Origin of the sequence: Dapis brunnea BLCC-M229 (assembly GCF_050015995.1) — a bacterium.
In the GTDB taxonomy this organism is placed as follows: Bacteria; Cyanobacteriota; Cyanobacteriia; order Cyanobacteriales; family Microcoleaceae; genus Trichodesmium.
This window is the reverse complement of the sequence record NZ_JBNHEP010000100.1, coordinates 10,281-34,893: the sequence shown is the minus strand read 5'-3', so window position 1 is coordinate 34,893 and position 24,613 is coordinate 10,281. Positions and strand designations below refer to the sequence as shown.

Sequence of the window (24,613 nt, the reverse complement as noted above, 5' to 3'; positions counted from 1 at the left end):
GTTCCCTGTTCCCTACCTTTGCTATACAATACCGATGCTACCGGACATGATATCATTCTGTAATTTACAACACCCAAAAATATCATACCTATGGCAGTCATGTTACCATGAATCAACTGAGTTTAGTTAAGCTCAAATTAAATTAATGTAGAAAATATCAAATACCCACAATCTAAATTATGAACCTGCTTCACAAAAAAACTCAAAAATAAGCAAAATGGCGGATGAAAAATAGGCCAAGAGTATGAGCAGTGATAAATATTGTCTTTTAAGTAACAATAATAAGTAAGAAAGTTAAGAAAGTTTCCGAGAAAATTCTGATATATAAATGCGATGATACTGAAAAATCAGTATAACAAACCATGACAAAATCAAATAAATATTAAATAATAAAAGTTGTATATATATTAGACCGATCTGTTTATTAGTACATCAAAATTAAATGTCACTATTATGTTAAAGGTTAAATAATTATGTCAGCATCAACCATAGGCTATATTAAGCTGGCAAATACACTTAGTATAGTTAGCCAAAAGCAAGTTACTGGTAAGTTAGTCGTCGCTCATGGCAATCAAGAATGGCAACTTTACTTCCTATTTGGTCATCTCCTATATGCAAGTGGGGGGAAACATTCTACCAGACGTTGGCATCGAGCTATCAGTCAACATTGTCCTAACTTTAAATTTGAAGTCAATCAGTTAAGTAATAATCAACTGTGGGAATATAAATTATTACAAACAGCTATTAGGGAAAATCAGATAACTTTAGCTCAAGCTAAGGCAATTTTGCGTACTATTGCACAGGAAGTTTTTTTTGCTATTATTAGTCAACCTGGTTTAACAAGAAGATGGCATCCGCAGAAACATCCTTGTTCTCAAACAGCTCTGAGTTTACTGTTATCCAGACTAGAAATTAAAGAAGTTCTGACTTCAGCTAAAAGAGTTTGGAAATCTTTACAAGAGCAAGGTTTATGGCATATTAATCCTGATAGTACCCCAGTTTTCAGAGATACAAATAACTTCCTAATTCAAGAAAATTTAGACGTTTTTTTGACAGTAAAGAAGTTATTAAATGGCGACAGAACAATTTGGGATATTGCATTTTTAATGCAAATGTCATTAGTAGAAGTAGCTCGGAATTTATATGATTTTGAACAACGGAGTTTAATTTATTTTAAACAAGTAGAAGATTGGCTGTCACCCCCAGAAAAATTACGCTTAGTATCTGTAGAAAATCGTCGGCCTCAAGCTACAATTGTTTGTATTGATGATAGTCATCTTGTGGGTGATTTTTTGGAGAAAATTCTCCAGCCATTGGGATATAAAGTTGTGCATATTCAAGATCCAATTAAAGGGTTAGCAGTCCTAGAAGATTCTCAACCTGATTTGATTTTTTTGGATTTAGTGATGCCTAAAGTTAGTGGTTATACAATATGTGATTTTTTACGTAAAACTACTATGTTTAAAGATACACCAATTGTATTTTTATCGACTCAAGATGGTATTATTGATAGGACTAGAGCTAAGTTAATAGGTGCTAATGATTATCTATGTAAATCTTCTAACCCAGAAAAAGTTGTGGAAGCCGTAGAAAAATATGTAAATTTTAAAGATTTTAAAAATTCCCAAATTATCAGTTTAGAACGAAGATATAATTTTACTTGTTTGGCTGTAGAAAGCTAATTTAAATAATTAACAATTAATAATTAACAATTAATAATTACCTTTTCTTGAAAATCAGAGGATTGGTTCAAAGGAAATTTTTTTTCTCCTTGAAATGAGAGGCTTTAAACCTTAATTTTTCATTTTTCGGTAATTTTTTGAATTAGTTGATGATTATATATACTTAGATTAATATCCTACTGTATTAAATTAATAATGACTAAAAAATTAAATCTATACTCAGAAAAAGTAAATAAAATATAGAAATAGTTAAGATGATGACGAGAGAAGTTAAATTTCAAAGGTGAAGATAATATTAAATGCTTGAGTTAACGGCTCCAGAAGGCAATAGCAAAAAGTTGTAAGTTATATCAATTCACTTTAAGGATATCACAAATATTTTTAAACTTTAGATGTGAAACTATTTCTTGAAATTATTGTGGTGTCAAAGTTTCTAGTCTATAAAATATAAATGCATGACTTTTGACTTTTGACTTCCGTAAAATGGTATTACAAGAGAGCTTTTAATAGAAGAAAAAAGTAAAATATAGTTTCACCAAATGATTTAAAAAACTATATACTATAAAATAATATAGTTAATGAGTAATATATGCTAGTAACTAATACGGGGTGCAATAAAATATGGAATGCCTTGGCTGTACTTGGCCAGAAACAAGCAACAGGCAAACTCATTATAGATAATGGCGAACAACAATGGCAGATTTACTTTTGTCGAGGACTAATGTTATATGCTACAGGAGGATTACATCAAACTAGACGTTGGTATCGAACAATTAGTCAACATTGTCAAAATTTAAAATTTAATGCTGGTTTACTATCTAATGAAGAATTATGGGAATATCAACTTCTCAAACAAGGTATTACTCAAGAACAAATAACTTTAGAAGAAGGAAAAGCAATTATCCGTAATAGCAGCTATGAAATCTTATTTTCTTTGGCAAGCCAACCAGTGTTAAATTTAAACTGGCATTCCTATCAAAAATTAACTTCGGAAATTGTTGCCAACTTAGCATTATCTCCACCAGAATTAAAACAAATTCTAGAAGGGGCACAAAAACTCTGGGAACGCTGGGATAAAATGGGCATTACTGATATTTTCCCAGAACAAGCTCCAATAGTGAAAAAATCTGTAAACTCACAAAGTCGGTTCTCTGAAGCATCTTTAGAGGCGATTACTAATCAATTTAATGGTCAAAATACTTTGTGGGATATTGCAGTGCAAAAGAAGCAATGTTTAGCCTTAACAACTCGTACTTTATATCATTTTTTTAAACAAGGTTTAATAGAAGTTCGAGCAGTACCAGATTTACCTTCTCCTTTAGAACAATTACGCCTAGTTTACTGTTCCAACAATCGCCCCAGAGTTCCAATAGCTTGTATAGATTCAACAGCAACAACAGGTAATTTTTTAGAGCAAATTCTGATGCCTAAAGGATATAAAATTGAGAAAATTACTGACCCAATGGAGGGAATAGGTTTAATGGCTAAAAATCCACCTGAATTAATATTTATGGATTTAGATATACCTAATGTTAATGGTTATGCACTATGTAATTTTTTGCGGACAGCTCCTGCTTATAAAGAAACTCCTATTATTATTTATACTGCACAAGATAGTTGGATAAATCGGGTGAGGGCGCAAGTAGCAGGTGCGACAGATTTTTTAAGAAAACCAGCAAATGCAAAGAAAATTTTAGACATAGTAGAAAAATACCTAAAGTCAAAAAAACAGGAATATAAAAGTAAAACTAATTTATTGACATCCCAGTCATTGGTTTTGGCACGCTAATTGAATATTGAGTCAGATAATTTTCAGTTTAATATAAAATAGACATCTCCAGAAAATAAACTTGTCCTTTATTTACCATAAGCTAGAGTTGTAAAATTTCCTGACAAAATCATTTTCTGTACATTTTTACTTAAAATATCTTGCCTGTTCCCTGTTCCCTGTTCCCTGTTCCCTGTTCCCTACTTTTACAAAAAGTCTATATATTTTTCGGAGAGGTCTAATAATAAAAATTTAACTAAGTAGGTGGGATAAAAGGTGATGATGTAGGTAAATAGAACAATAACTGTATCAAAAAAATTACCAATGATAGAATCAACACCGCCCAAAATACGAGTTGAAAGCGATAGTATGGGAAATATTGAAGTGCCAGCTAACCGTTATTGGGGCGCTCAAACTCAGCGATCGCTTATCTACTTCTCTATTGGGCAAGACTATATTCCACCAGAAGTCATCAAAGCATTTGCTATCCTGAAAAAAGCAGTCGCCCAAACTAACCACGAACTGGGTAAACTCCCAGAAGAAAAAACAAAATTAATCGTTCAAGCAGCAGAAGAAATTATTGTCGGAAAACTAGATGGTAATTTCCCTTTGCGAGTCTGGATGACAGGAAGTGGCACCCAATGCAATATGAATGTTAACGAAGTTATAGCTAACCGGGCGATCGAAATTGCTGGTGGAGAAATGGGAAGCAAAAACCCAATACATCCGAACGACCATGTTAATATGTCGCAGTCATCTAACGATACATTCCCCACTGCGATGCACATCGCCTCAGCAATAGCATTACATGAAAAGTTGCTGCCGAAAGTTAAGAAAATGCGGGATGCACTCCAAGAAAAATCAGAAGAATTTTTTGAAATTGTCAAAATAGGGCGCACTCACCTACAAGATGCAGTACCTCTGACATTAGGGCAGGAATTTTCCGGATATGTGGCACAACTAGATGCAAATTTGCAACGTATCACTCATACATTGCCAGATTTATATGAATTAGCTTTGGGTGGAACTGCGGTGGGAACGGGGTTAAATACGGTGAGTGGTTTTGCCGAACTTGCTGCCAAACATATTAGTGAAATAACGGGGTTGCCTTTTGTGTCTGCACCTAATAAGTTTGCTGCTTTAGCAGCTCACGATGCAATAGTGATGGCGAGTGGTGCTTTGAAGACTTTAGCTGGTTCGTTGCTGAAAATTGCTAATGATATTCGATGGTTGGGAAGCGGACCCCGGTGTGGGTTTGGGGAGTTAATTTTGCCTGCAAATGAACCGGGATCTTCAATTATGCCAGGAAAAGTTAATCCTACTCAGTGTGAGGCAATGACGATGGTGGCGACTCAAGTAATGGGGTATGATGCAGCGATCGCTTTTGCTGGTGCCCAGGGAAGTTTTGAGTTAAATACTTATAAACCGATGATGATTTTTAATTTGATTCAGTCGATTAATTTGATTGCTGATAGTTGTAATAATTTTACTGATTTTCTGTTAGTTGATTTGAAGGTAAATAGGAAAAAAATTGAGTTTTATTTGGAACAATCTTTGATGTTAGTGACAGCTTTAAGTCCGAAAATTGGGTATGATAAGGCTGCCGAAGTTGCGCATTTTGCCCATGAAAAAGATTTAACTTTGAAGGCAGCTTGTTTGGAGTTAGGTTATGTTTCGGCAGAGGAATTTGATGAAATTGTGATTCCTAAAAATATGACTCATCCAGGGAATTAGTTTAATAAAAAAGAGTAAATGTAAATATAGAAACAGGCATCTTGCCTGTTCCACAACAATACTAAGAGCTGATTTGTAAACTTTACCAAGAGTCTTATATTTACCTAGCTTTTAGCAATTAAAAATTTACTTGAAAATAACTGCTAAAAACAAAACTAAGTATACCAAGTTCTTCATGCTTTAATATTTACAGTTATAAGGGTTTGTTGGGTTAAGATTTACGCAGTAGAGGCTATATATAGGTCTCAAAACTCTTGTGTAATATAGCAATTCCGAAAAACTGTGAGGTACAGTTTTATATCCCCCCTTGCTTTGAAAGGAGGGAGTTCCTCAAAGTTCCCCTTTCAAAGCTATCCCTTATAAGGAACTCCTAAAACTCTTGTAGGAGGGTGGGGAGGGTGGGAGGAGGGGGAAGAGTGGGGAGTAATAATCTTGTCTACATTACTCACTCATAGTGTATTGAATTAGACACTTTTCTTTACAAAAAGCCGACGTCAGACTTACACATAACTTCTATTTTTTGTCAATTTTTATGTTAAGAAAGATGTTTATAAAGCATAGCTTTCAAAGGGGGATTTAGGGGGATTATCAATTGTTCTTATTTATCAGAAGACATAATTATTAAACTATTCTAGGAGGTTTTCCTTTGAAATTTAGACTAATCAAAAGTTATTGGGAAATAATTGTACTTTTTCTTTATTTAATTGTACCTCTAGCTCTAGTTTGGCAAATTCTATTAATTGATAGGTCTGCCCTTGAATTTGCATTATTTTTCATTTCTCTAATGATTACTCCGTTTTTTTGTTTAATTATCGGTATTTATTGGTTCATAGAACTTGTGAGAATATTCATATATTTTCTCAAAAAAAATAAACTGAAATATTCTCCGTTAAAAACTTTAATTAAAGCCATAGGAGTACCATTATTAATTGTTTTATTTATTTTATTAGCAGTTTTTACAGATACAATTAGATTAAAATTATCTGAATCTGCTTTAATGAATTGTGTAAATACTCCTAATTTATGCCAAGAAGAGACCAAAATAGGATGGTTTTATGTTGAGTTTATTAGGCAGTACGAAGGATGTACTTTCTTTACAACTTTTACCTGGGGTTTTGATGAACTTGATGAATTTGGTGTTGCTTATGTGCCTCTTGGTGAAGAAAATTGTTTATCTGGACGCGATAACCCGTCAAATATAATAGTAGAAATATATGGTAATTGGTGGAGATATCATTATTATAATTGATATAGTAATCCTCAAAATGATTTACCCTATCAACTTGGTTCCTCCCGTGTAAGTCCCGATTATTATAGTATATTACTGCAATATGAAGGCATATATAAGGAAACAATAATGAATAATCTAGACCAAAAAAAGGTAGAAGCCTTTTCTACTAGAAAATCAAGGTGATATTGTTATAGATATAGATATTTAGGATTTGCTGAAAAAAGATTTTTTTTGAATAGAGAGGTAGATACACTTTGAAGTCTAAAATAATCAAAAGTTATTGGGAAATAATTGTACTTTTTCTTTGTTTAATTGTATTTCTAGCTCCATTTTGGCAATTTATATTAATTTTTAGATCTTTCCTTGAATTGTCAGTATATTTAATTGCTTTGATAATTGCTCTGATTTTTTGTTTAATTATCGGCATTTATTGGGTCATAGAACTTGTGAGAATATTCATATATTTTGTCAAAAAAGATAAGCTGAAATATTCTCCGGTAAAAACTTTAATTAAAGCCATAGGAGTACCATTATTAATTTTTTCCTACATTTTATTAGCAGTTTATACAGATACAATTATATTAAATTTATCTGAATCTGCCTTAATGAATTGTGTAAATAATCCTAATTTATGTCAAGAATATACCAGAATTGGATGGTTTTATGTTGAGTCCATTCACCAACGCGAAGGATGTACTTTCTTTAAAACTGGTAGCTTTATGTTTGATGAATTTGGTATTGCTTATGTGCCTCCTGGTAAAGAAAAATGTTTATCTCTACGCAATAACGACGGGTCAGATAGAATATTCAACATATATGGTAATTGGTGGGATTATTATTATCCTGATTTATAAACTTGTAGCTGATTTATGAAGTAAATATTAAGGTACTAAATCAATTATCGGACACAAATCATCCATTCTTTTTCCCTACTGCCTCTTTTCTGGATATGTCTAATGATTTCATATCGCTATAGATGTTGGTATGGTGGGGGATTTAATACAAAATCGGTTTCTATTGTCAAAATTATTGTAGTATATTACTAGCAGAACTTATGCAAAGTGACTAATAAACCGGATTTATAGCTGTGATATTTTTGCTTAAACAATGACCTCTTGTTTTCCTATTTAACAGCTTGCCATAATACACCTAAAATTTTATCGACATCTTTAATATAAAAGTTACTTAAATCAACCATTAATTCCTTTCCTTCTAACTTTAAAAACTTCCAAATATCTCCAGTTGTCACCGCACCATAAATTATTTTAATTTCTTGATTTTCCTGTTGATTAAATAATTGTGCTGCTAACATTGTGGCTGCACATTGAGCTAAACCACCCTTGATATTTTCATTTTTGGCCTCAACAATAATTGCGACAGGAGCATTAATTATTAACTGTTCTGGAGAACGACTAATTAAAAAGTCACAATACCCATTTAAACTTCGGTCAAAGTCAATATTAAATTCAATTCCTGAGAATAAACTAACTGCATAATTTGCCTGTCTTCTGATTTCTAATAACAAAGGAGTAATAATCATTTCCGAACGAGCTTTTTCTGTATTAATTGCCAAAGCAAGTTGTACAGTTTCTGTCAAAGTTTGAGTTAGAAAATCGCTTGGTTTGAGAGATTCTATTTGAGCAAATAAATCAACTTGCTCCTGGATATGTAAATCAAATTCTTTTTTGAATTTACTTAAAGTTTTAAAATCATTATAAGTCATATATAATCAGCTTGAATAGTCGTCATTGCGACGATAGGAAGCAATCTCCGCGCACCCCTGAGATTGCTTCCTTCCACTCCGTTCCAGTCGCAATGACTTGGATATACTAATTATCCGGATTTTATATCATTCATTCTGACTCCTGAATCCTGACTTCTGACTCCTAATCAACTATCTAATTATACCAATGCTACCGGACTTGATATTAGACCTGTTCTATTATCAAAAGTACAATCAATTATCCCACATAAATCATCAATTCTTTCTCCCTATTCCCTACTCCCTACTCCCTACTCCCTATTTTTGAGAAATTGGTTTAGAAGTCAAAACCAAGTGTAAACGAGCATGAATCAAACTTAACTCCGCTAACCCCAAATCTAGACTGCCATCCAAAACTACTCCAGTATTAATGATTCGGTCTAATAACTCTAAAATAGAAGGACTTTCAGATTTTTCTCCTGGATAATACTCTCCCGACTTTGGCAACAAAGTACCAATTTCACCCAAATCCAAATTCAAATCTTCGGGGTCAATATCAAATACTTCGCACAGTTTAATCACCTGTTCCTCCAACTGTCGTAGACTCTCAGCAGCACGGTCTAATTCTTCATCACTCAGCATTTCAGCATCCATTCGCCGAATCACTTGAGCTTCCATTAATTGCCGTATCAATTCAATAACTGTTAGCAACAATGGAGCTAACCCTGCTTCAGAATTACTTTGAGATTTGCCAATAGGAATTATTGAGGGTTCTTCTGGAGATGCTTCTGGGGACATAAGAAAAAAAGTGTGGGGAGTGTGGGGTAGGGAGGTTTTCCGCTAAGAGCGGACATGAAACGCTGCGCGACATGAAACGCATTTTTGTTATGCAACGTCCCTACAGAAGTGGGGGAGTCATTTTTTTGCTCTTGCTAACCAAGAAAATGAGTGTCAGGAATTACTTCAGAATCCTTACTTCAGAACTCAGAATTATAAATTATAAATTACCGATAAATTAAGGTATAAAGCCTCTCCATTCATGGAAAACAAAGAAAAAAAATCCTTTTACCTAGTCCTCTTCTTTAAATTATTCATTATTAATTATTAATTATTAATTATTTACTACCAACGTTGTAAAGCTTGCCATCGAACAAACTGCCATTGTTGCAGTTCTCTTTGAGCCAAAACTTCAGTTCTAGCAATACGCATTCTAGTTCTTTCCACTGCTCGATTATTCCGACCATGAAGACCGCGACAAGACAAACAACCACGAACAGCTTTACTGCTGAGAATATGTTTGCTGGTTTTGATTTTTATTGCTGTATCTATTGCCATGTTTTACCGTTATTGTGACCGTTATTGTTGCCGTTATTATGACCGTTATTGTGACCATTATTTGACGAGTGACCATTGGTATGATACAAATATTGCTCGCCTCTCAGTTCTGCTATCTCTGACTCTAGGGAAGCAACTCGGTCAAGCAATTTTTGATTTGCTTGCATTAGGGAATTGCTTTGACTGCTGAGATAGGGGTCGCTTTCCCACCAATTAATTCCAATTTCTCTCGCTTTATCCACAGAAGAAATTAACAGACGAATTTTAATACTCAGAAGTTCTGTCGAACCCACAGAAACAGAAATATCTCCGGCAATCACAATTCCTTTATCCAGAACCCTTTCTAGGATATCTGCTAAACTAGAACCATTGGTTGCTGTGGTTAATCTATTGTTAGTATTGGTAGTCATAAAATACTTTCTCCAAACTAAACATCAAAAGTTGAAACTTTATCAGTGGGGAAAAATTCTTTGAGAACTTCCTCTAGTCGCTGCATAGCTTCTCCTTTAGGCAAAGTAGCTCGCGATATTAATATATCAGTACATATATCTTGAAAATGAGGGTCTTGCCCATTGACAGGAATATTATGGTCGTGACAAACCTTAGCAATAATTAGACAAGAACGCAAACCACCTAATTTTTCTTCTCCTATTTTTGTGCGAAAAGTACGCACTAGCTTAACTATAGTTTCAGCTTTTTTGGGGTTAATACCTGTTTGCTTTATAACTATTTCCTGTTCGGTTAGAGCATCGGGTTCTCCCATATTAATTGTAACTACTCGGTCTAATAAAGCATCTTGAGTAGAATGAACTCCGTGATACTCTTCAGAATTGGAAGTTAAAATTACTCTAAACCTAGGATTAACCTGAATATATTCTGAACGGTCTTGGTTAGGTGGCAAAACTAACATTTTCTCTTCTAAAACGGAGAGTAAAATATTGTTTACTTCTGGACGAGAGCGATTAAATTCATCATAAACTAGAGTAAAACCTTCTTTACAAGCTAAGGTTAATCTAGAGTCAATCCAATGATGTTTCAGTTCATCCTCAACTTTTAATACGGTATGAATATAATTATCCACAACTTTTTTCCTAGTATATCCAGATTGATTACCTATTAAGTCTGAGGTTTTAAATTCATCATCGCCAAACATTAAAACAATGGGTTGGCGACGTAGATGAGCAAGGTGTAATGCGAGAGTAGTTTTCCCAACTCCAGCGGGACCGCGCAAATGAACTGAGTAGCCAGATTTTAAATAACGCAAAGCGCGTTGAGCTACACGTTCGACACCAGGGGTGCTGACAAATTGTTGGGGTGAGACATTAAGTACAGTAGTCATAATTAAGTCAAAAGTCAAAAGTCAAAATTCAAAAGTAAGATTTTGTCAGGATAGGTAATAATTAGAGACTATTTCTAAGTGGTAATAGATGTAGGTTGGGTTGTAGCTTGCTTCTGCGTAGCAGTGCGTTAGCGAAACCCAACAAAAAGTTAGTGGTGTTGGGTTTCATTCTTCAACCCAACCTACGTCTTCTAACTGACGCTCAATCCAAAAAAATCTTAAAGGATAAAAATGAAGAAGTAATTATTAATTATTAATTATTAATTATTAATTATTTTAATATCCTAAAGTAATTGTTTTGAATTTTGATGTGGGTGGTTTTGGTGTCCTAGTTTGAGATTTTTCTAGTTTCTTACTTGTTAATTTATTCATGCTAGGTTTCTGAGATTTAATTGGTTGCTGAGATTGATTTTTTAGCTCTTTATTTGTTTCTTCATCTAGAACAGCAAGACGTTCTTTGATTTGATTACATCGCCTTTCTAAATTTTGTAGTTCTTTTTGTAAACGTTCTTTTTCTACAACATTTTTATATACTGTTAAATATGTAGTTGCTTCCGAACGTTGGCGAGGCATACTGCTAAGTTTTGGTGGAATTTTTCCACGTTTGGCTGAACGGTGCATAGTTAGTTAATTAGTTAGTTAGTTAGTTATTTATACCAATTTTTTAAAGATATAGAATAGTTTTATCCCCCCAACCCCCCTTGGAAAGGGGGGCTTAAGAATTCAGGCTTATGCCATAACTTTATTAAAATGGTATTAGTTATATTTTGCAGATTTTTCTGAGCTGATAGCTGATAGCTGATAGCTGATGGCTAAATTAAAATAAATAATTTGCTGCTCCTTTAATTTGTTCCATAGGTTCAATTGAACGAGGTAACATTGGCATACAAACAACTTCTGTTCCCGGAAATTTATCCCTAGGAACAACACTATCAGAGGTAAAACAATTTAAAACTACATAATTTTGTGCTATCTCCTTTTCTACAAGAGATTGATAAAGACGTTCTGCTTCGGCAATAACTCCAGTCTGGGGACGCATGACTCCAATAAATTCTGTTTTTTGTGAATCTTTCAGAATTTTTTGGGCATTAACTACCCGTTTCCGTAAAGTTCTTAAACGCCCCATAAATTCAGTTCTACCAATAATATCTTGATATTTTATCCATAGTTTAAAAATCCAACTCAACCAATCTTGCATGGCACTAGGCATTTCTAAAAAACGTAATAAATGACCAGTCGGAGCTGTATCTAAAATAATTAAATCTTCTTGGTTTTCCTCCAACAATTCAATTACTGTTAATAAGGATAATATTTCATCAATACCAGGTAAAGCTTGCTCAACAATTTGACGCCATCCCTTGGGAGCAAATGCCATTTCAAAAGATGCTGAATTATCGGGTTTTTCCCCACTCATTATTTCTGCTAATTCCCACAAATAATCTTCTCGAAATTTGTCAAGAACTTGATTTGATTCTATTTCTTGTCCTTTGAGGTTACTATTAATTATAGATGGTTCATGGCTTAGGGTTAGACCAAAAGCATCTCCTAAAGAATGAGCAGGATCGATAGAAACTGTTCTAATTTGAGAGTCGGGATGTCGTTGTGCCATTTCCCAACCAATGGCAGCAGCTATAGTTGTTTTCCCTACTCCTCCTTTTCCCCCAATAATTAATAAACGCTTACCCTCTTGGATAAAGTCAGTAAAACCAGGAGGAATTTTTTCCGGCCATTTGATATCTACTTTCCCAGAAGTTGAGAGTGGTAGACTTTCTGCTAGAGAAATTTGGTCAATCAGATTTTCTAGGGCAGTTATACCTAAAGGTTCAGAATTTTGTTGGGGTATCAGGTATACCGATTTTTCTCCTGCCAGTTCCATAAACTGACTAACTAACTTTCCTTGTTCCAGACAGCGATCGCCACTACTATCCTTATCTATAACAATTTGATTCACAAAAATCGCACCGTAAGAAATTTTCAGATTTTCCAAAGAATCTAAAAATCTCCTGGTCTCCTGAAAACTCATAGGTTCGGGTAGTGCCATAACTAAACAAGCGGTATTAGGAGACTCTTGTAATAAATGACGACCTGCTGCTAATTCGTCCTTAAGATTTTGTAATGTTTCATCTGCCTCATCTGGTGTATACTTGCCCGCGAAACTTTCTTTAATGTAGCGATATTTCTGTTGAAAAAGTTCTAGGGAGTTGAGCAGGGTATCCAAAAAATCCATTAGTCGGAATAAGTTGAGAGTATGACCGCTCGGAGCCATATCTACTACTACTCGATTGACTACTTTTTCGTTACAGAGGCGTTGTATTTCCAGTAAACCCATTAATTCGTCTAATCCTGGCCAATCTAAATCCCAGACTGGGGTGAGGTCTTCCCCTTCAACAAAACTACCTCTTTCTACCAGTAGTTCTAGGATATCGCCGTAACGTTGTTTAAATTCTTCCAGCAGGAGATTAGCATCTAAAGCTCTGACGGAAAGATTGGGTAAAGTTTGTAAGGGTATTGGTGTATCTGTAACTTCTATTTGCAGGACATCTCCTAAAGAGTGAGCAGGATCGGTGGAAATTAAGAGGATTTTTTCATCAGGGAATTTTTTCGCCCATTGGCAAGCAAAAGCACAAGAAGTTGTGGTTTTCCCCACCCCTCCTTTGCCACTAAACATTGCTAAGTTTAGGTTATCAAAAAGTTCCATCAGTTTTTTTATATTAAAAATCAAGGTTCATTTGAATTAGAACCCACCCCTACTATAAATTTTCCCATTCATCCTCAGAAATACCAGCTTGCATTAAAATTCGTCTGAGTAAATTCCTACTAATATCTCCTCGATGAGGGTTAGGAATACGAACTCGCAAACTATCACGAACCATAAACTGATGTTTTCCTCCAGAATAAGGACCAGAAAAACCCGCTGACCTCAATGCTGCAATTAAGTCGCGACGAGATATGGGACCAAAAACAGGCATTACCCAACAGACTCCACTTTCAAACTAACACCATCAAATTCTGGAAGTTGATGACCCATTGCCACACCAATAAGTACCCACTCTTCTAATACTTCTAATAATTCCTGACGACATTCTTCTAGAGTATTACCAGTTGCCCATACTCCATTAGCGCCAGAAATTGACCCATAAAAACCTTCTTCCTCTTCTAGTATTTCATAATTAGCGGCTTGCATTGCTTTGTGTAGATATTCTTGAATCATTAATTAATGTTTCCTTCAATATGTTATTGGTTAGTTTGTGATAATAGAATACAAAACATCTGGGTCTAAATCTGCGCCATTTTCCCAATAAATTGTTCCCCATTCAGGATTAAGTTTGACGGTTTTAAAATAATTTATATCTTGTAATTTGGCAAAAATTCCAGTAAATTTTATTAGCTGACTAATATCTACAATTCCCTCTTTCCCATCTTCAAATTTAAGATGAAGTAGATAGTTTTCTTGATGATTAACTTCGATAATGTCTTCTAACATCAAATTAGATAAATGTTATAATATTTACCAAATAAATAGCAGAAGAATTTAAATAGATGCGATACCCAGTTAAACTGAAACAAACTGATGAAGGATATGCTGTTTGGTGTCCTTATTTACCTGGATGTTCGTCTCAGGGAGAAACTGAAGCTGAGGCATTGGAAAATATTAAGGATGTCATAGAATCTTATTTAGAATATATGGAAGAATTAAATTCTGATGGTGAGTTACGTAAGTCCTAATGTCTCGTCTACCCAGAGAACTTAAAACTAATAACTGCTACCATGTTACTGAAAAACTTATAACTGAAAAAAGGGTATCGAAAATGCAGAAATAAAGAAAACTCGAAAAAACCAGTTCCTAAAACTTTTTTCTGTTGACGGCTGAAACGCTTAGGGGCAATCTGTGGGAGAGAAATCTGTGCGAGAGAAAAGATTGACACAAAATTTACATACCACCTCGTCCCATAATAATCTATGACCAAAGGCCGGGAGATATCCCTTATCAGCCGTATTGATGTTAAATGTTAATTGATCGTATTTCAACCAATCTCCTGATTTTCTCCATCCTACTTCATCTCCGAACTTTATCCATACCTCCTCATCATATTCTTTTGTTCCACCTAAACTCTCATAAATTTTCTTCTGCACAGAAAAGCCAAATTTATTGTTACTATATTTTAACCAAAGTTGGTCAATTTTGTGGAGTTCTGTACAAGGAAAATCTTTTATTTCTTGTGAAAAATCTATCATTTCTTGTCTTGTTAGAAATCCTTGCTCTTCTCGCCCCGCAACTTTCAACATTAAACGAAAAGTTTCTTCATCTGCCTTTTTCCATTCCTTTTCTTTTAGTAGGTTTTCTAAGGTAGAATACTTTGAGTTTTTCTGTGTTGGTGTTGGTGTTGGTGTTGGTGATGGTAATGGTATTTGTGGTGGTGCTGAAAATTGTAAATAAGTAGAAAACGAAATACTTAGCAAAACTACTGTACCTATTATTACAAAACACCCTACCTTGAGTTTAGGTGTGGGATTAGACTGAGATATGATTCGTTCCTCAATAGGTGCAACATCCTCATCTCTCAATCCCCAAAGTAACTTAAATTTCTGGAGAGTTTTGCGATTATTTTCTGTTAAAGGATTACTTTCTTTAACTGCTAAAATCAAAGCATCTTCGTAACGCTTCAATTTGTTTTTAAATAATTCATAAGGCTGTTTTTCTTCAGTTATAATAGCTTCAGATTCATCCTTAGATAACCCAATTTCTCTATAGAGTTCATCCAAAAAATCATGGTCTAGCACACTAATTTTGCCATTGTTTTTAATCAGTATTTCTTTAACTTCTCGACGAAATTTTAAGTTCGGGTCATACTGTGGTGAACGTGCTAAATAAATTCGATAACCCTGCTTCACAGGTGCAAACTGAGGAGTCATTGCCGGAGATTCTTCATGTACTTTTTTACTCACATATTTATCCAATTCATCCACTGAAATTTTGCCATCATTATCGGTATCTGCTGCCCCAGTTTTAATTCCTTCAACTAGATATTTTGTATAAATAGATAATTCCGAACCTTCCGACTCAAAAGAACTTTGAGTAGAACTAGAAGACATTAAAATCGCCCTGCCTTTACCCCCTAATTCTGCTTGAATATCTATATTTTCATCCCCTTTAGCAGTCATTCCTTTAGTAAATGCGCCACTATAACAACAGTCAAGAATCACAACCAGACGTTGAGAAAAACTATCATTCATTTGACTTTGTAGAACACTAGCACCCACAGCAGTCGGTGTTACAATTCCCCGTTGACTTTTGCGAGTTTGAGGAGTAGCGAAAAATAGATTACCCTCTCGACTTTTAACTCCATGACCAGAAAAATAAAATACTAAAACATCATCCTTATCCCGGTCAGCAAACAATTCATAAATTGCCTCTTCTATCTGTTGACGGTTGGAGTTTTTCAACACCTTAATATCATCAAAACCTCCCATTTCCGAATTACCTAAAACTTCCTTCATTGCCTCAACATCTTTCACTGCACTAGGCAAAGCTGGAAATTCTGGGAGGTATTCACTAACTCCAATTAATAGAGCTATTTTTGCCATGACAAAATCTCCTTACTTAAGCATTCAAAAAACTATCTACTTCTGCCAAAGCTTTCTTCAAATCTTCCAGATTACGAACTTCAAAATCTATCTTTCGACCATTACCTTCAGCCTTAATTTTAATAGTCTTACCATAGAGATTATTTCCTAAATATCCAACTAAAGCTTTAATATTTTTAGCATTAATTTCTGCGGTGAGAATTCCGACTAAAAAACCGCCGATACTTTTAGATCCAGGTTCGGCTTTTTCTATTGGCATTAAGTCTGCTTTTTGAACGCCATCAAATTCTTGAATTTCCGACAAAATATTCTGGGTATCTTCTTGAAGTCTCTCCTTGTCGTCTAATTGTGGGTCAGATAGAGTAATTGTTAGTTGAATATTTTCTAATGACATAATGTTTAATCGTGATTTTTCAGGAATAAAATGATTATACCTTTAAATTAGTTCTTTAAGAAAAAATCCTAATATGAGGTGCATTTATAATCCCCCTAAATCCCCCTTGGAAAGGGGGACTTTTTTTTGCTCCCCCCTTTATAAGAGGAACTGGGAGGGATATAAAACTGTATTTCATAGATTCAAGAACTGCTATATATTCTACGATTAAGATTCTTGAAATTCAGAAAATAGGGAGGCAAAAACTTGATTTTGACTGACAGTTCGACTCTGTTGTAAAGCCTCTTTTAAAACATCTATTATTAATCCTGGTAAAACTTGAGATTCTGTAATTCTTTTACTGCCACCATCAACCATAGTAAAAGCAATAATATCTACATTTTTTACATCAACTATCCAATATTCTTTAACTTTTAAATCTTCATAAATCAATCTTTTCTCACCTTTATCATCAGACAGTGAAGTATTGGCTATTTCTATGACTAAATCTGGCGGTGGATATGTATCTAAATCTATAATAGAATTTTCCCTGGGAAAAATATTAGCATTATCACCTATATAGTAGGAAATATCTGGTTGTATTTCTTGAACTCCAATTTTTCTATAACTACAATTGATTAAACCATTACAGTCGATATTTTTGAAAGTACAGAAAAGAATATTAGCTGTGGCAATAAGTAAATGGTCGCTAGCATGGTCGTGACTTACTGGTGACATTTCTATTCGGAATTTTCCTAGATAATAATATGATTTGGCTTTAGCATAAATGGGATTTTCAATAGTTTCGAGATATTCATCCCAAGTAGCTGAAACCCATGTATCTGTTGGAATTTTTACTTGTAAATTTGTCATAAATTAAATTACTGTTAAATAATACAGCAGTTTTGAAGTCAATTAACTACATTAAAAACTGAGGGAAAATAACTATTCTTCCTCTTTAAGTCTTTCTTCTTCTGCAGCTTGAATTGCTAATAAAAGCTCCTCTTCTTGTTCTTCAAAATCTTCTTCTGAAACTTCTCCCATATCAAAAGCAAGTTGGAGAGCTAAAAGTTTCTTACTAAGATTTTCTTTATCATCTACTTCTGTATCTACTTGTTCTTGAATTTTTTTCCCTAACCAGACTATTCCTCCCAATGGACCAGTAATAGGCAGAGTTAATAAACGGATAATCATAATGATGAAGTCCTAAAATTAGTTTTCTAAGCAAAAATCGTCCCATTTTTTCAAGTCAAAAGTCAAAAGTCAAAAGTCAAAAGTAATTTAATAGACAGAAAACTTTGACGTTTTAACGGATTATTTGACATTATAACTTTGAAACTATTTGTGACATCTTTATAGTGAAAAGGTATAGGTTATAAGAAATCGGGTTTATGGAAGACAAATTTCAGTCATAGTAGAACATTTCATATAAACCCGGTTTCTCTGCTTTACTTTGTTATGATTAAATATTGACAGTTAGATGTGTTTGGAAACTAAACTCCTACTCCCTACTCCCTACTCCCTATTCCCTATTCCCTATTCCCTAAATTAATTATGAAATCTGGTTTCTATGTTTATGGTATATTCCTACCACCTGGTCCGCAAAATTTAAGTTTACAAGGATTGGATAAAGAATCTGTAAATATTCAAGTTGTTGATGAATTTGCGGTGCTTTATTCTATGGCAAAACAGGAACGTTATTTGGCAAGTCGTCGCAATTTACTTACCCATGAAAAAGTGCTTGAATCAGCGATGGAGTCAGGTTATAGAAATGTTTTGCCTATGCGATTTGGTTTAGTAGTTTCTGATTGGGAAAAATTTTCTCAACAGTTGACTAATCCTTTTGAACAGGTAATGAAAGAACTATTTGTTAAGTTAGAAAATAATCGAGAAGTAGGAATAAAAGTATATTGGGAACCAGATGCAGAAATTCAAAAATTACTTGTAGAAAATCCAGAATTAAAAACTCAAAGAGATAGTTTAGTTGGCAAAAATTTAAGTATGGATGAGGTGATTCAGATTGGGCAAGCTATTGAGCAAGAAATGAATAATCGTAAACAATATATTATTGAAATTTTCCAAACAACTCTGAATCAAATGGCGATTGAAGTAGTAGAAAATGACTTACAAACAGAAAAAATGATTTATAATGCAGCTTATCTAATACCTTGGGAAAAAGAATCTGAATTTGGTGAAAAAGTGGAAGTTATTGATAGTAAATTTGAGGGAAGATTTAAAATTCGGTACAATAGTTTTACTGCTCCTTTTAATTTTGCTCGAATTCAAGAATGAAAAGCATTCAGCGATCAGCTATCAGCTTTTTTCAAATGAAGGAGGTAATAACCTTTGAGAAATTGATAGAGAATTAAAATAAATTTCAGATTTCAAGCTTTCTACTAAATTAGGAGATACTAATAACTGATATAGCAATTCCCGTAGTTATAAAGTACATTTACGATCCCCCTAAATCCCCCTTAGAAAGGGGGACTTTGAAAGCTCACCCCTTTTGAAGCGTTTCCCTTTTTTTAACCGGTTCCCCCCTTATTAAGGGGGGTTAGGGGGGATCTGGGGACAGGGGATATCTAAAACTGTTCCTCGTAGATTAAAGAAATTTTATAACTGATAAGCACTAAATTTTAACTATCAAAAATTAAAACAATGAATAATTTTCTAAGATTAGACTTAAGACAAATAATAGAACTGGCAAAAGTTCTCGAAAAAAAAGGCGAAACGGGGGAAGCAAAAACTTCCTATCAGGTGCAGTCTCGAACTATTAACAATACTCCCAGACGAACTAACACTAACATACCAAGAAGAAGAGACCCTTATCAAACCCAAGCAAGACAACCTGTCAGACAAACTAGACCTCCACAACCAACTAACTTTACTACTCAATACCCAGACACAAAAGCAACATCTACTGCAAAAGACGCTGGCGGTGTAACAGAAACCAGACCTCAACAACAAACTAATTTTACTCCCCCGCCTCAAGAAACTAAGTCGAGACCTACCCTCAAAGATATCGGGGGTATGTCCGAAATAATTCAAGAATTAAGAGAAGTAATAGAACTTCCACTCAAACGCCCAGATTTATTATCACAATTAGGACTTGAACCTGCTCGTGGAGTATTATTAGTTGGACCGCCAGGTACTGGTAAAACTCTCACAGCTAAAGCAATAGCAGAAGAACTGAGACTCAATTATATTGCGATCAACGGACCAGAAGTGATGAGCAAATATTATGGGGAAGCAGAAGCGAGGTTGCGCAAAATTTTTACTAATGCTAAAAAATCTGCTCCCTGTCTGGTATTTATAGATGAAATTGATAGTATTGCTCCAGATCGCAGCAAAGTTGAGGGAGAAGTCGAAAAGCGTTTGGTCGCCCAATTATTGGGATTAATGGATGGGTTTGTCGAACATCAGGGCGTCCTAATTTTAGCAGCAACAAACCGCCCAGACCATATCGATCCTGCTCTCCGTCGTCCGGGAAGATTTGACCGAGAAATTAATTTCAGTATTCCAGACCGCAATGGAAGATTAGAAATTTTGCAGATAATGACAAATTCTATGCCATTAGATACTTCTGTTGACTTGGGAGAAATTGCCGATATGGCAGTTGGGTTAGTGGGTGCTGACTTAAAAGCTTTATGTCAAAAAGCAGCTTATTTAGCTCTCCGTCGTCAAGTTCCATCTTTAGATAGTCCGACTCCAGAGGATATGAATTTATTACAAACTGATTTTCTGACAGCAATAAAGGAAATTAAACCTTCTGTATTGCGGTCTGTTGCGGTAGAGGTGCCTAATGTCAGTTGGCAAAATATTGGTGGTCTCGATGCAGTCAAACAAAAATTGCAAGAGTCAGTGGAGGGAGCATTACTCTACCCAGAATTATACGAACAAACTAAGGCAAAAGCTCCCAAAGGAATTTTGCTCTGGGGGGAACCAGGAACTGGAAAAACTTTGCTGGCAAAAGCTGTTGCTTCCCAAGCACAAGCTAATTTTATTGCTGTCAACGGACCAGAGTTGCTGAGTAAATGGGTGGGAGCAGCAGAAGAAGCAGTACGAGAACTTTTTTCTAAGGCTAGACAGGTTGCGCCTTGTGTGATATTTGTAGATGAAATTGATACTCTAGCTCCTGCTCGTGGTAAATTTATCGGAGATTCTGGAGTGAGCGATCGCCTAGTCGGTCAATTATTAACAGAATTGGATGGTTTGCGTGACTGTACTCAAATATTATTGGTAGGAGCAACTAACCGCCCCGATGCTCTAGACCCAGCATTACTGCGAGCGGGAAGATTGGATTTGCAAATTAAAGTAGACTTACCAGATAAAGCAGGTCGTTTAGCAATTTTGAAAGTTCATAATCAAGGTCGCCCACTGCAAGCAGTAAATTTGAAAGATTGGGCAAGTCGCACAGAAGGTTGGAATGGAGCAGATTTGGCATTGTTGACTAATCAAGCTGCTTTAGCTGCAATTCGTACTTATAGCGCTAAAGGAATTAAGTCTCCAAACAAAATCAGGATTACAAACGCTCACTTTACTACTGCTTACAACGCTCTAATGAATCAAAAACAGTCTCAAAATTTTCACTCTGATTCTAGCAAGTAGCAAGTAGGGTGCGTTTCCCTGCGGGACATGAAAATCAAATGTAACGCACCTCTTATCCCAAATATTTCGGTGCGTTACGCTTTGCTAACACACCCTACTGGACTGACACAGCTAAAATGATGCAAAATTGTAGGGTGTGTTAGACGGCTTAAATTCAGATTATGAAAAGGATTCAACAATCCGTCGTAACGCACCATTTTAGCTTTGTCGGTCTACTACTGGACTTTTGACTTCTGTGAAACGGTATTACTTCTGTTGGGTTGAGGGTTTCCCTCAACCCAACCTACGAGCAAAAAAAACTCACTGCCATAACACCAAGCACCCAAAATGTCATTTTATGTCTACGCTTTTCTATATCTACCCAAATCATCCTTAGCATTGCCAAAAGGTATGGAAAAGGAAGTTGAACTAATTCCCTATCAAAATCTTGCTGCTGTAACTGAAGCAGATGTATCCATTGAAGCAATACAAGAAACAGACGAGAAATTACTCCAAGCAGTTTTAAACCACGATCGCGTAGTTAGAGAAATATTTCAGCAAACTTCTATACTACCACTTAGATTTGGTAATGCTTTTGCTGAAATAGAAAATATTATCAATCACTTACAAGATAATCAGCAAAAATATGTGACGACTTTAACTCAATTGGCAGAAAAAGTAGAATATACTGTGACTTTTTCTCCAGTTTCTCCTCCTTCTAACCTAGAAAGTAGTAATGCTCGTGGCAAAGCTTATTTATTAGCAAAAAAACAACGCTTTCAACAACAGCAAGCTTTTCAAACTGAGCAAGGTCAACAGTGGGAAAATATACGTCAGTTAATTTTTAAGGATTATCCCAAAGCTGTCTGGAAAAATAGCACAGAAGGAGGAATTAAGCAAGTCCATTTATTGGCCAATCGTGAAGCAGAACTTCTAATAACCAAACATCTTCCAACTTGGCAAACCAAGTGTTCCCATTGGCAAATTACTTTAAGTGAACAACTTCCTCCTTATCATTTTGTCTGAAGAAAAGAGGGAGTAGGAAGTAAGGGGAAAAATTTGATGTATCTAGGGCGATAATTAATTTTATTTTTTATTATTGGAGATGTCTAATTAAAATATAATGTTATACTTAAGTAATATCAAATCTGGTTGCAATGGAAGTGTTTAAAGAAACCGGGTTTGTTGGAGGTAAATGTTAGTATGGTAGGGAATTTAATACAAACCCGGTTTATATCTTCTTTTTTACACCGATACTACCGGATTTGATATAAGACATTAAATCTCTGCAAATCTAATTATCTTAGCATCTTCATATTTACCAGTGTCTACTGTTAAATTGATGCTTCTAGTAAATAAGGAATAAAAATTATGGCAGTAGAAAAAGTTAACTCATCTTCTAGTCTAGCTGAAGTTGTAGATCGTATCCTTGACAAAGGAGTTGTCATAGATGCTTGGGTGCGCGTTTCTTTAGTAGGTATTGAATTACTTGCAATAGAAGCCAGAATAGTTATAGCTTCAGTAGAGACTTACCTCAAGTATGCTGAAGCAGTTGGTTTAACAGCTCTAGCAGCAGCACCAGGAGAAACTGTTTCTAATAATTTAGATGACGAACCTCTAGATGCAACAACAGTAGAACCTGCTACTGTTGGAGCTTATTAATACTAAGGCAAAGGTTTTTATGGCTCTTAAAGATATATGGGCAAAAGAGCGATCGCAGCGATTAACTGAAATTGCCGAACGCAAACTAGAGGTTGCCCAACACAGACAACAAACTCAAGCGGAACTTCGTGCTGTTAGACAAGATATAAATCGGGAAGCTCAGGTGCTTCACACCATGTTAGACAAGTTTGTGATAAATCTTTACGAAACAGGTCTAGCAGAAAAACAGCAAAGGCAATTGGAAAATGCCGAACGTCATAAACAAGTGCGGACAATTTTAGAAGAATATGTTGAAGCACTGCGTCTGTATGAGCAGCAAGCACGTCAAAAGCGGTTAGAAGAAATTGCTAGTCGCAAACAAGAAGTATTAGCTCTCAAACTAGAAGTGTTGCAGTTACAAGAAAAATTCAGTTCCGATCGGGAATTAATGTCTCAGGAGTTGACTGAGAAATTACAAACCTTCCGAACTAATTTACATGATTATGTTTGGGGTTCTCAAGAAGTAAAGGAATAAACATTATGGCAGTAGAAAAAATTAACTCATCTTCCAGTCTAGCTGAAGTCGTAGACCGCATTCTTGACAAAGGAGTTGTTATAGATGCTTGGGTCCGTGTTTCTTTAGTAGGTATTGAGTTACTTGCAGTTGAAGCTAGGGTGGTTATTGCTTCAGTAGAAACTTACTTAAAGTATGCTGAAGCAGTTGGTTTAACAGCTCTAGCAGCAGCACCAGGAGAAGCTATTGATGAGAGTGAAATAGGACTAGGACAACCGATGACTTCTCCTAGTTTCGTATAAATTAATAGGGTTAAGTTAAGGATTTTGTACTAATCTTCCGATCCACTATTGCATTTTCTTAGTTAGATATCTCCGATAATTAATTTGTTAAATTTTAATTTCTGGAGATGTCTATTTTTAAAGTTTTATCAATACAATTTATTATAATTAATTATCTGATAGTGTAACTCCCCTGGATATAGGGTACATGATATAACTACTTAATTTATTAAAGGAGTTTGAGATGAAAAATTTCAAAGATCGGCGAGATAAAGGAAATTTCCCCTCTCTTTCCAATCCTCTGAAAAAAACTACTGATGCAGTGGAAAATATTACTGACAATTTACCCACCGAAAATTTATCTCCTCTCAAAGATATACCAAATAAATTAACAGAAACTGTGGAAAATGTCACAGGAAAACCATCTCTGCCTGGCTTGACTTTTTTGAGAGGAATACTACGTTATATTAAAAACTTTTTTGGATTCCTTTTCACTCCGATTAGGAATATATTTTTATCGATAAAAAGACTATTTCAACTTTTCATAGCTATTCCCATAAAAATTTATTTATTTACACTTAAGATTATCAGCAAAGTTTGGTCATGGATAAAAGCTATTGTTAAAGCTTGTATAAATCTAATTATCAAAATGTATAAATTTATAATTGACACAATTAGCAAAATATTCTTATGGCTAAAAATATTATTTCAACTATTTATTGCTATTCCAGTAAAAATCTATTTATTTATACTTAAGATTATCAGCAAAGTTTGGTCATGGCTGCAAGCTATTGTTAAAGCTTGTATAAATCTAATTATCAAAATGTATAAATTTATAAT

The 24,613-nt window shown here is 34.8% G+C and carries 26 protein-coding genes and 1 pseudogene; 13 read left to right on the top strand and 14 right to left on the bottom strand.

Going from position 1 to position 24,613, the window contains the following annotated elements:
* Positions 1-473: 473 nt before the first annotated feature.
* The 5 genes from ACP6PM_RS12550 (at position 474) to ACP6PM_RS12530 (ending at position 7,269) form a co-directional block, all read left to right on the top strand.
* On the top strand, positions 474-1,682 hold the full coding sequence (locus tag ACP6PM_RS12550) for a response regulator (RefSeq protein ID WP_426585056.1): 1,209 nt from the start codon (positions 474-476) through the stop codon (positions 1,680-1,682).
* A gap of 589 nt (positions 1,683-2,271) precedes the next feature.
* Positions 2,272-3,471 (top strand): response regulator, encoded by a 1,200-nt coding sequence (locus ACP6PM_RS12545; protein WP_426585054.1) that lies wholly within the window; start codon positions 2,272-2,274, stop codon positions 3,469-3,471.
* A gap of 303 nt (positions 3,472-3,774) precedes the next feature.
* Positions 3,775-5,184: a class II fumarate hydratase gene (fumC, locus tag ACP6PM_RS12540; RefSeq protein WP_426585052.1), complete on the top strand. Its 1,410-nt coding sequence runs from the start codon at positions 3,775-3,777 to the stop codon at positions 5,182-5,184.
* A gap of 646 nt (positions 5,185-5,830) precedes the next feature.
* Complete coding sequence (locus tag ACP6PM_RS12535) at positions 5,831-6,433, top strand: hypothetical protein (protein WP_426585050.1); 603 nt, start codon at positions 5,831-5,833, stop codon at positions 6,431-6,433.
* Between the two features lie 350 nt (positions 6,434-6,783).
* The gene (locus tag ACP6PM_RS12530; protein ID WP_426585048.1) at positions 6,784-7,269 is read left to right on the top strand and encodes a hypothetical protein; all 486 of its coding nucleotides are present in this window, start codon (positions 6,784-6,786) and stop codon (positions 7,267-7,269) included.
* Positions 7,270-7,538: 269 nt separating this feature from the next.
* Here the strand turns inward: ACP6PM_RS12530 and ACP6PM_RS12525 are convergent, their stop codons facing one another.
* From ACP6PM_RS12525 to ACP6PM_RS12480, 10 genes are all read right to left on the bottom strand, one after another.
* Positions 7,539-8,138 (bottom strand): hypothetical protein, encoded by a 600-nt coding sequence (locus ACP6PM_RS12525; RefSeq protein ID WP_426585046.1) that lies wholly within the window; start codon positions 8,136-8,138, stop codon positions 7,539-7,541.
* A gap of 297 nt (positions 8,139-8,435) precedes the next feature.
* Positions 8,436-8,915, bottom strand: coding sequence for a gas vesicle protein K (locus tag ACP6PM_RS12520; RefSeq protein ID WP_426585044.1), 480 nt, complete (start codon positions 8,913-8,915; stop codon positions 8,436-8,438).
* Positions 8,916-9,239: 324 nt separating this feature from the next.
* Positions 9,240-9,452 carry a hypothetical protein gene (locus tag ACP6PM_RS12515; protein ID WP_426585042.1) on the bottom strand — a complete coding sequence of 71 codons (213 nt, stop codon included), beginning with the start codon at positions 9,450-9,452 and terminating at the stop codon, positions 9,240-9,242.
* A complete protein-coding gene (locus ACP6PM_RS12510; RefSeq protein ID WP_426585040.1) occupies positions 9,443-9,862 on the bottom strand; it encodes a gas vesicle protein in 420 nt (139 codons plus the stop codon). Before ACP6PM_RS12510 ends, ACP6PM_RS12515 begins: the two co-directional genes overlap by 10 nt.
* 17 nt (positions 9,863-9,879) lie before the next feature.
* Complete coding sequence (gene gvpN / locus ACP6PM_RS12505) at positions 9,880-10,791, bottom strand: gas vesicle protein GvpN (protein WP_426585038.1); 912 nt, start codon at positions 10,789-10,791, stop codon at positions 9,880-9,882.
* A 276-nt stretch (positions 10,792-11,067) separates the two neighbouring features.
* Entirely contained in the window at positions 11,068-11,412 is a 345-nt protein-coding gene (locus ACP6PM_RS12500) for a hypothetical protein (protein ID WP_426585036.1), read from the bottom strand.
* A gap of 196 nt (positions 11,413-11,608) precedes the next feature.
* Positions 11,609-13,489: an ArsA family ATPase gene (locus tag ACP6PM_RS12495; protein ID WP_426585034.1), complete on the bottom strand. Its 1,881-nt coding sequence runs from the start codon at positions 13,487-13,489 to the stop codon at positions 11,609-11,611.
* Between the two features lie 52 nt (positions 13,490-13,541).
* On the bottom strand, positions 13,542-13,760 hold the full coding sequence (locus ACP6PM_RS12490; RefSeq protein ID WP_293061616.1) for a type II toxin-antitoxin system HicA family toxin: 219 nt from the start codon (positions 13,758-13,760) through the stop codon (positions 13,542-13,544).
* Positions 13,760-14,002, bottom strand: coding sequence for a type II toxin-antitoxin system HicB family antitoxin (locus ACP6PM_RS12485; protein ID WP_426585032.1), 243 nt, complete (start codon positions 14,000-14,002; stop codon positions 13,760-13,762). The genes ACP6PM_RS12490 and ACP6PM_RS12485 overlap by 1 nt, the downstream gene beginning before the upstream one ends.
* A gap of 30 nt (positions 14,003-14,032) precedes the next feature.
* Positions 14,033-14,275, bottom strand: coding sequence for a DUF2442 domain-containing protein (locus ACP6PM_RS12480; protein ID WP_426585058.1), 243 nt, complete (start codon positions 14,273-14,275; stop codon positions 14,033-14,035).
* A gap of 56 nt (positions 14,276-14,331) precedes the next feature.
* On the opposite strand from ACP6PM_RS12480, the gene ACP6PM_RS12475 reads away from it, so the two are divergent.
* Positions 14,332-14,517: a type II toxin-antitoxin system HicB family antitoxin gene (locus ACP6PM_RS12475; protein ID WP_426585030.1), complete on the top strand. Its 186-nt coding sequence runs from the start codon at positions 14,332-14,334 to the stop codon at positions 14,515-14,517.
* A 150-nt stretch (positions 14,518-14,667) separates the two neighbouring features.
* Here ACP6PM_RS12475 and ACP6PM_RS12470 read toward each other — a convergent pair whose 3' ends face one another.
* The 4 genes from ACP6PM_RS12470 to ACP6PM_RS12455 form a co-directional block, all read right to left on the bottom strand.
* Positions 14,668-16,377 (bottom strand): caspase, EACC1-associated type, encoded by a 1,710-nt coding sequence (locus ACP6PM_RS12470; RefSeq protein WP_426585028.1) that lies wholly within the window; start codon positions 16,375-16,377, stop codon positions 14,668-14,670.
* A 16-nt stretch (positions 16,378-16,393) separates the two neighbouring features.
* Positions 16,394-16,771 carry a hypothetical protein gene (locus tag ACP6PM_RS12465; RefSeq protein WP_426585026.1) on the bottom strand — a complete coding sequence of 126 codons (378 nt, stop codon included), beginning with the start codon at positions 16,769-16,771 and terminating at the stop codon, positions 16,394-16,396.
* Between the two features lie 207 nt (positions 16,772-16,978).
* Entirely contained in the window at positions 16,979-17,623 is a 645-nt protein-coding gene (locus tag ACP6PM_RS12460) for a Uma2 family endonuclease (protein WP_426585024.1), read from the bottom strand.
* Between the two features lie 72 nt (positions 17,624-17,695).
* Positions 17,696-17,944 carry a gas vesicle protein GvpG gene (locus ACP6PM_RS12455; protein ID WP_293061623.1) on the bottom strand — a complete coding sequence of 83 codons (249 nt, stop codon included), beginning with the start codon at positions 17,942-17,944 and terminating at the stop codon, positions 17,696-17,698.
* Positions 17,945-18,304: 360 nt separating this feature from the next.
* Here ACP6PM_RS12455 and gvpF point away from each other — a divergent pair, with 360 nt between their 5' ends.
* The 7 genes and pseudogenes from gvpF to ACP6PM_RS12420 form a co-directional block, all read left to right on the top strand.
* Positions 18,305-19,042, top strand: a complete 738-nt coding sequence (gene gvpF / locus ACP6PM_RS12450; RefSeq protein WP_426585022.1) for a gas vesicle protein GvpF — start codon at positions 18,305-18,307, stop codon at positions 19,040-19,042.
* A 366-nt stretch (positions 19,043-19,408) separates the two neighbouring features.
* Positions 19,409-21,358 carry an AAA family ATPase gene (locus ACP6PM_RS12445; RefSeq protein WP_426585020.1) on the top strand — a complete coding sequence of 650 codons (1,950 nt, stop codon included), beginning with the start codon at positions 19,409-19,411 and terminating at the stop codon, positions 21,356-21,358.
* 327 nt (positions 21,359-21,685) lie between these two features.
* The gene (locus ACP6PM_RS12440; protein WP_426585018.1) at positions 21,686-22,363 is read left to right on the top strand and encodes a GvpL/GvpF family gas vesicle protein; all 678 of its coding nucleotides are present in this window, start codon (positions 21,686-21,688) and stop codon (positions 22,361-22,363) included.
* A 345-nt stretch (positions 22,364-22,708) separates the two neighbouring features.
* Positions 22,709-22,918: pseudogene (gene gvpA, locus ACP6PM_RS12435) on the top strand (gas vesicle structural protein GvpA); the annotation flags it as partial.
* A gap of 100 nt (positions 22,919-23,018) precedes the next feature.
* Entirely contained in the window at positions 23,019-23,513 is a 495-nt protein-coding gene (locus tag ACP6PM_RS12430) for a hypothetical protein (RefSeq protein WP_426585017.1), read from the top strand.
* Between the two features lie 5 nt (positions 23,514-23,518).
* The gene (gene gvpA / locus ACP6PM_RS12425; protein ID WP_426585015.1) at positions 23,519-23,794 is read left to right on the top strand and encodes a gas vesicle structural protein GvpA; all 276 of its coding nucleotides are present in this window, start codon (positions 23,519-23,521) and stop codon (positions 23,792-23,794) included.
* A 223-nt stretch (positions 23,795-24,017) separates the two neighbouring features.
* Positions 24,018-24,613 (top strand): hypothetical protein (locus ACP6PM_RS12420; RefSeq protein ID WP_426585013.1); only part of this gene is annotated, 596 nt, incomplete at its 3' end.

Excerpts from the sequence above, each read along its gene's own strand:
- gvpF (WP_426585022.1), top strand. The coding sequence starts at position 18,305 with ATGAAATCTGGTTTCTATGTTTATGGTATATTCCTACCACCTGGTCCG.
- ACP6PM_RS12490 (WP_293061616.1), bottom strand. The coding sequence starts at position 13,760 with ATGCCTGTTTTTGGTCCCATATCTCGTCGCGACTTAATTGCAGCATTG.
- ACP6PM_RS12525 (WP_426585046.1), bottom strand. The coding sequence starts at position 8,138 with ATGACTTATAATGATTTTAAAACTTTAAGTAAATTCAAAAAAGAATTT.
- ACP6PM_RS12480 (WP_426585058.1), bottom strand. The coding sequence starts at position 14,275 with ATGTTAGAAGACATTATCGAAGTTAATCATCAAGAAAACTATCTACTT.
- ACP6PM_RS12545 (WP_426585054.1), top strand. The coding sequence starts at position 2,272 with ATGCTAGTAACTAATACGGGGTGCAATAAAATATGGAATGCCTTGGCT.
- ACP6PM_RS12440 (WP_426585018.1), top strand. The coding sequence starts at position 21,686 with ATGTCATTTTATGTCTACGCTTTTCTATATCTACCCAAATCATCCTTA.
- gvpN (WP_426585038.1), bottom strand. The coding sequence starts at position 10,791 with ATGACTACTGTACTTAATGTCTCACCCCAACAATTTGTCAGCACCCCT.
- fumC (WP_426585052.1), top strand. The coding sequence starts at position 3,775 with ATGATAGAATCAACACCGCCCAAAATACGAGTTGAAAGCGATAGTATG.
- ACP6PM_RS12485 (WP_426585032.1), bottom strand. The coding sequence starts at position 14,002 with ATGATTCAAGAATATCTACACAAAGCAATGCAAGCCGCTAATTATGAA.
- ACP6PM_RS12460 (WP_426585024.1), bottom strand. The coding sequence starts at position 17,623 with ATGACAAATTTACAAGTAAAAATTCCAACAGATACATGGGTTTCAGCT.
- ACP6PM_RS12430 (WP_426585017.1), top strand. The coding sequence starts at position 23,019 with ATGGCTCTTAAAGATATATGGGCAAAAGAGCGATCGCAGCGATTAACT.
- ACP6PM_RS12520 (WP_426585044.1), bottom strand. The coding sequence starts at position 8,915 with ATGTCCCCAGAAGCATCTCCAGAAGAACCCTCAATAATTCCTATTGGC.
- gvpA (WP_426585015.1), top strand. The coding sequence starts at position 23,519 with ATGGCAGTAGAAAAAATTAACTCATCTTCCAGTCTAGCTGAAGTCGTA.
- ACP6PM_RS12495 (WP_426585034.1), bottom strand. The coding sequence starts at position 13,489 with ATGGAACTTTTTGATAACCTAAACTTAGCAATGTTTAGTGGCAAAGGA.
- ACP6PM_RS12455 (WP_293061623.1), bottom strand. The coding sequence starts at position 17,944 with ATGATTATCCGTTTATTAACTCTGCCTATTACTGGTCCATTGGGAGGA.
- ACP6PM_RS12465 (WP_426585026.1), bottom strand. The coding sequence starts at position 16,771 with ATGTCATTAGAAAATATTCAACTAACAATTACTCTATCTGACCCACAA.
- ACP6PM_RS12515 (WP_426585042.1), bottom strand. The coding sequence starts at position 9,452 with ATGGCAATAGATACAGCAATAAAAATCAAAACCAGCAAACATATTCTC.
- ACP6PM_RS12470 (WP_426585028.1), bottom strand. The coding sequence starts at position 16,377 with ATGGCAAAAATAGCTCTATTAATTGGAGTTAGTGAATACCTCCCAGAA.
- ACP6PM_RS12510 (WP_426585040.1), bottom strand. The coding sequence starts at position 9,862 with ATGACTACCAATACTAACAATAGATTAACCACAGCAACCAATGGTTCT.
- ACP6PM_RS12500 (WP_426585036.1), bottom strand. The coding sequence starts at position 11,412 with ATGCACCGTTCAGCCAAACGTGGAAAAATTCCACCAAAACTTAGCAGT.
- ACP6PM_RS12550 (WP_426585056.1), top strand. The coding sequence starts at position 474 with ATGTCAGCATCAACCATAGGCTATATTAAGCTGGCAAATACACTTAGT.
- ACP6PM_RS12445 (WP_426585020.1), top strand. The coding sequence starts at position 19,409 with ATGAATAATTTTCTAAGATTAGACTTAAGACAAATAATAGAACTGGCA.
- ACP6PM_RS12475 (WP_426585030.1), top strand. The coding sequence starts at position 14,332 with ATGCGATACCCAGTTAAACTGAAACAAACTGATGAAGGATATGCTGTT.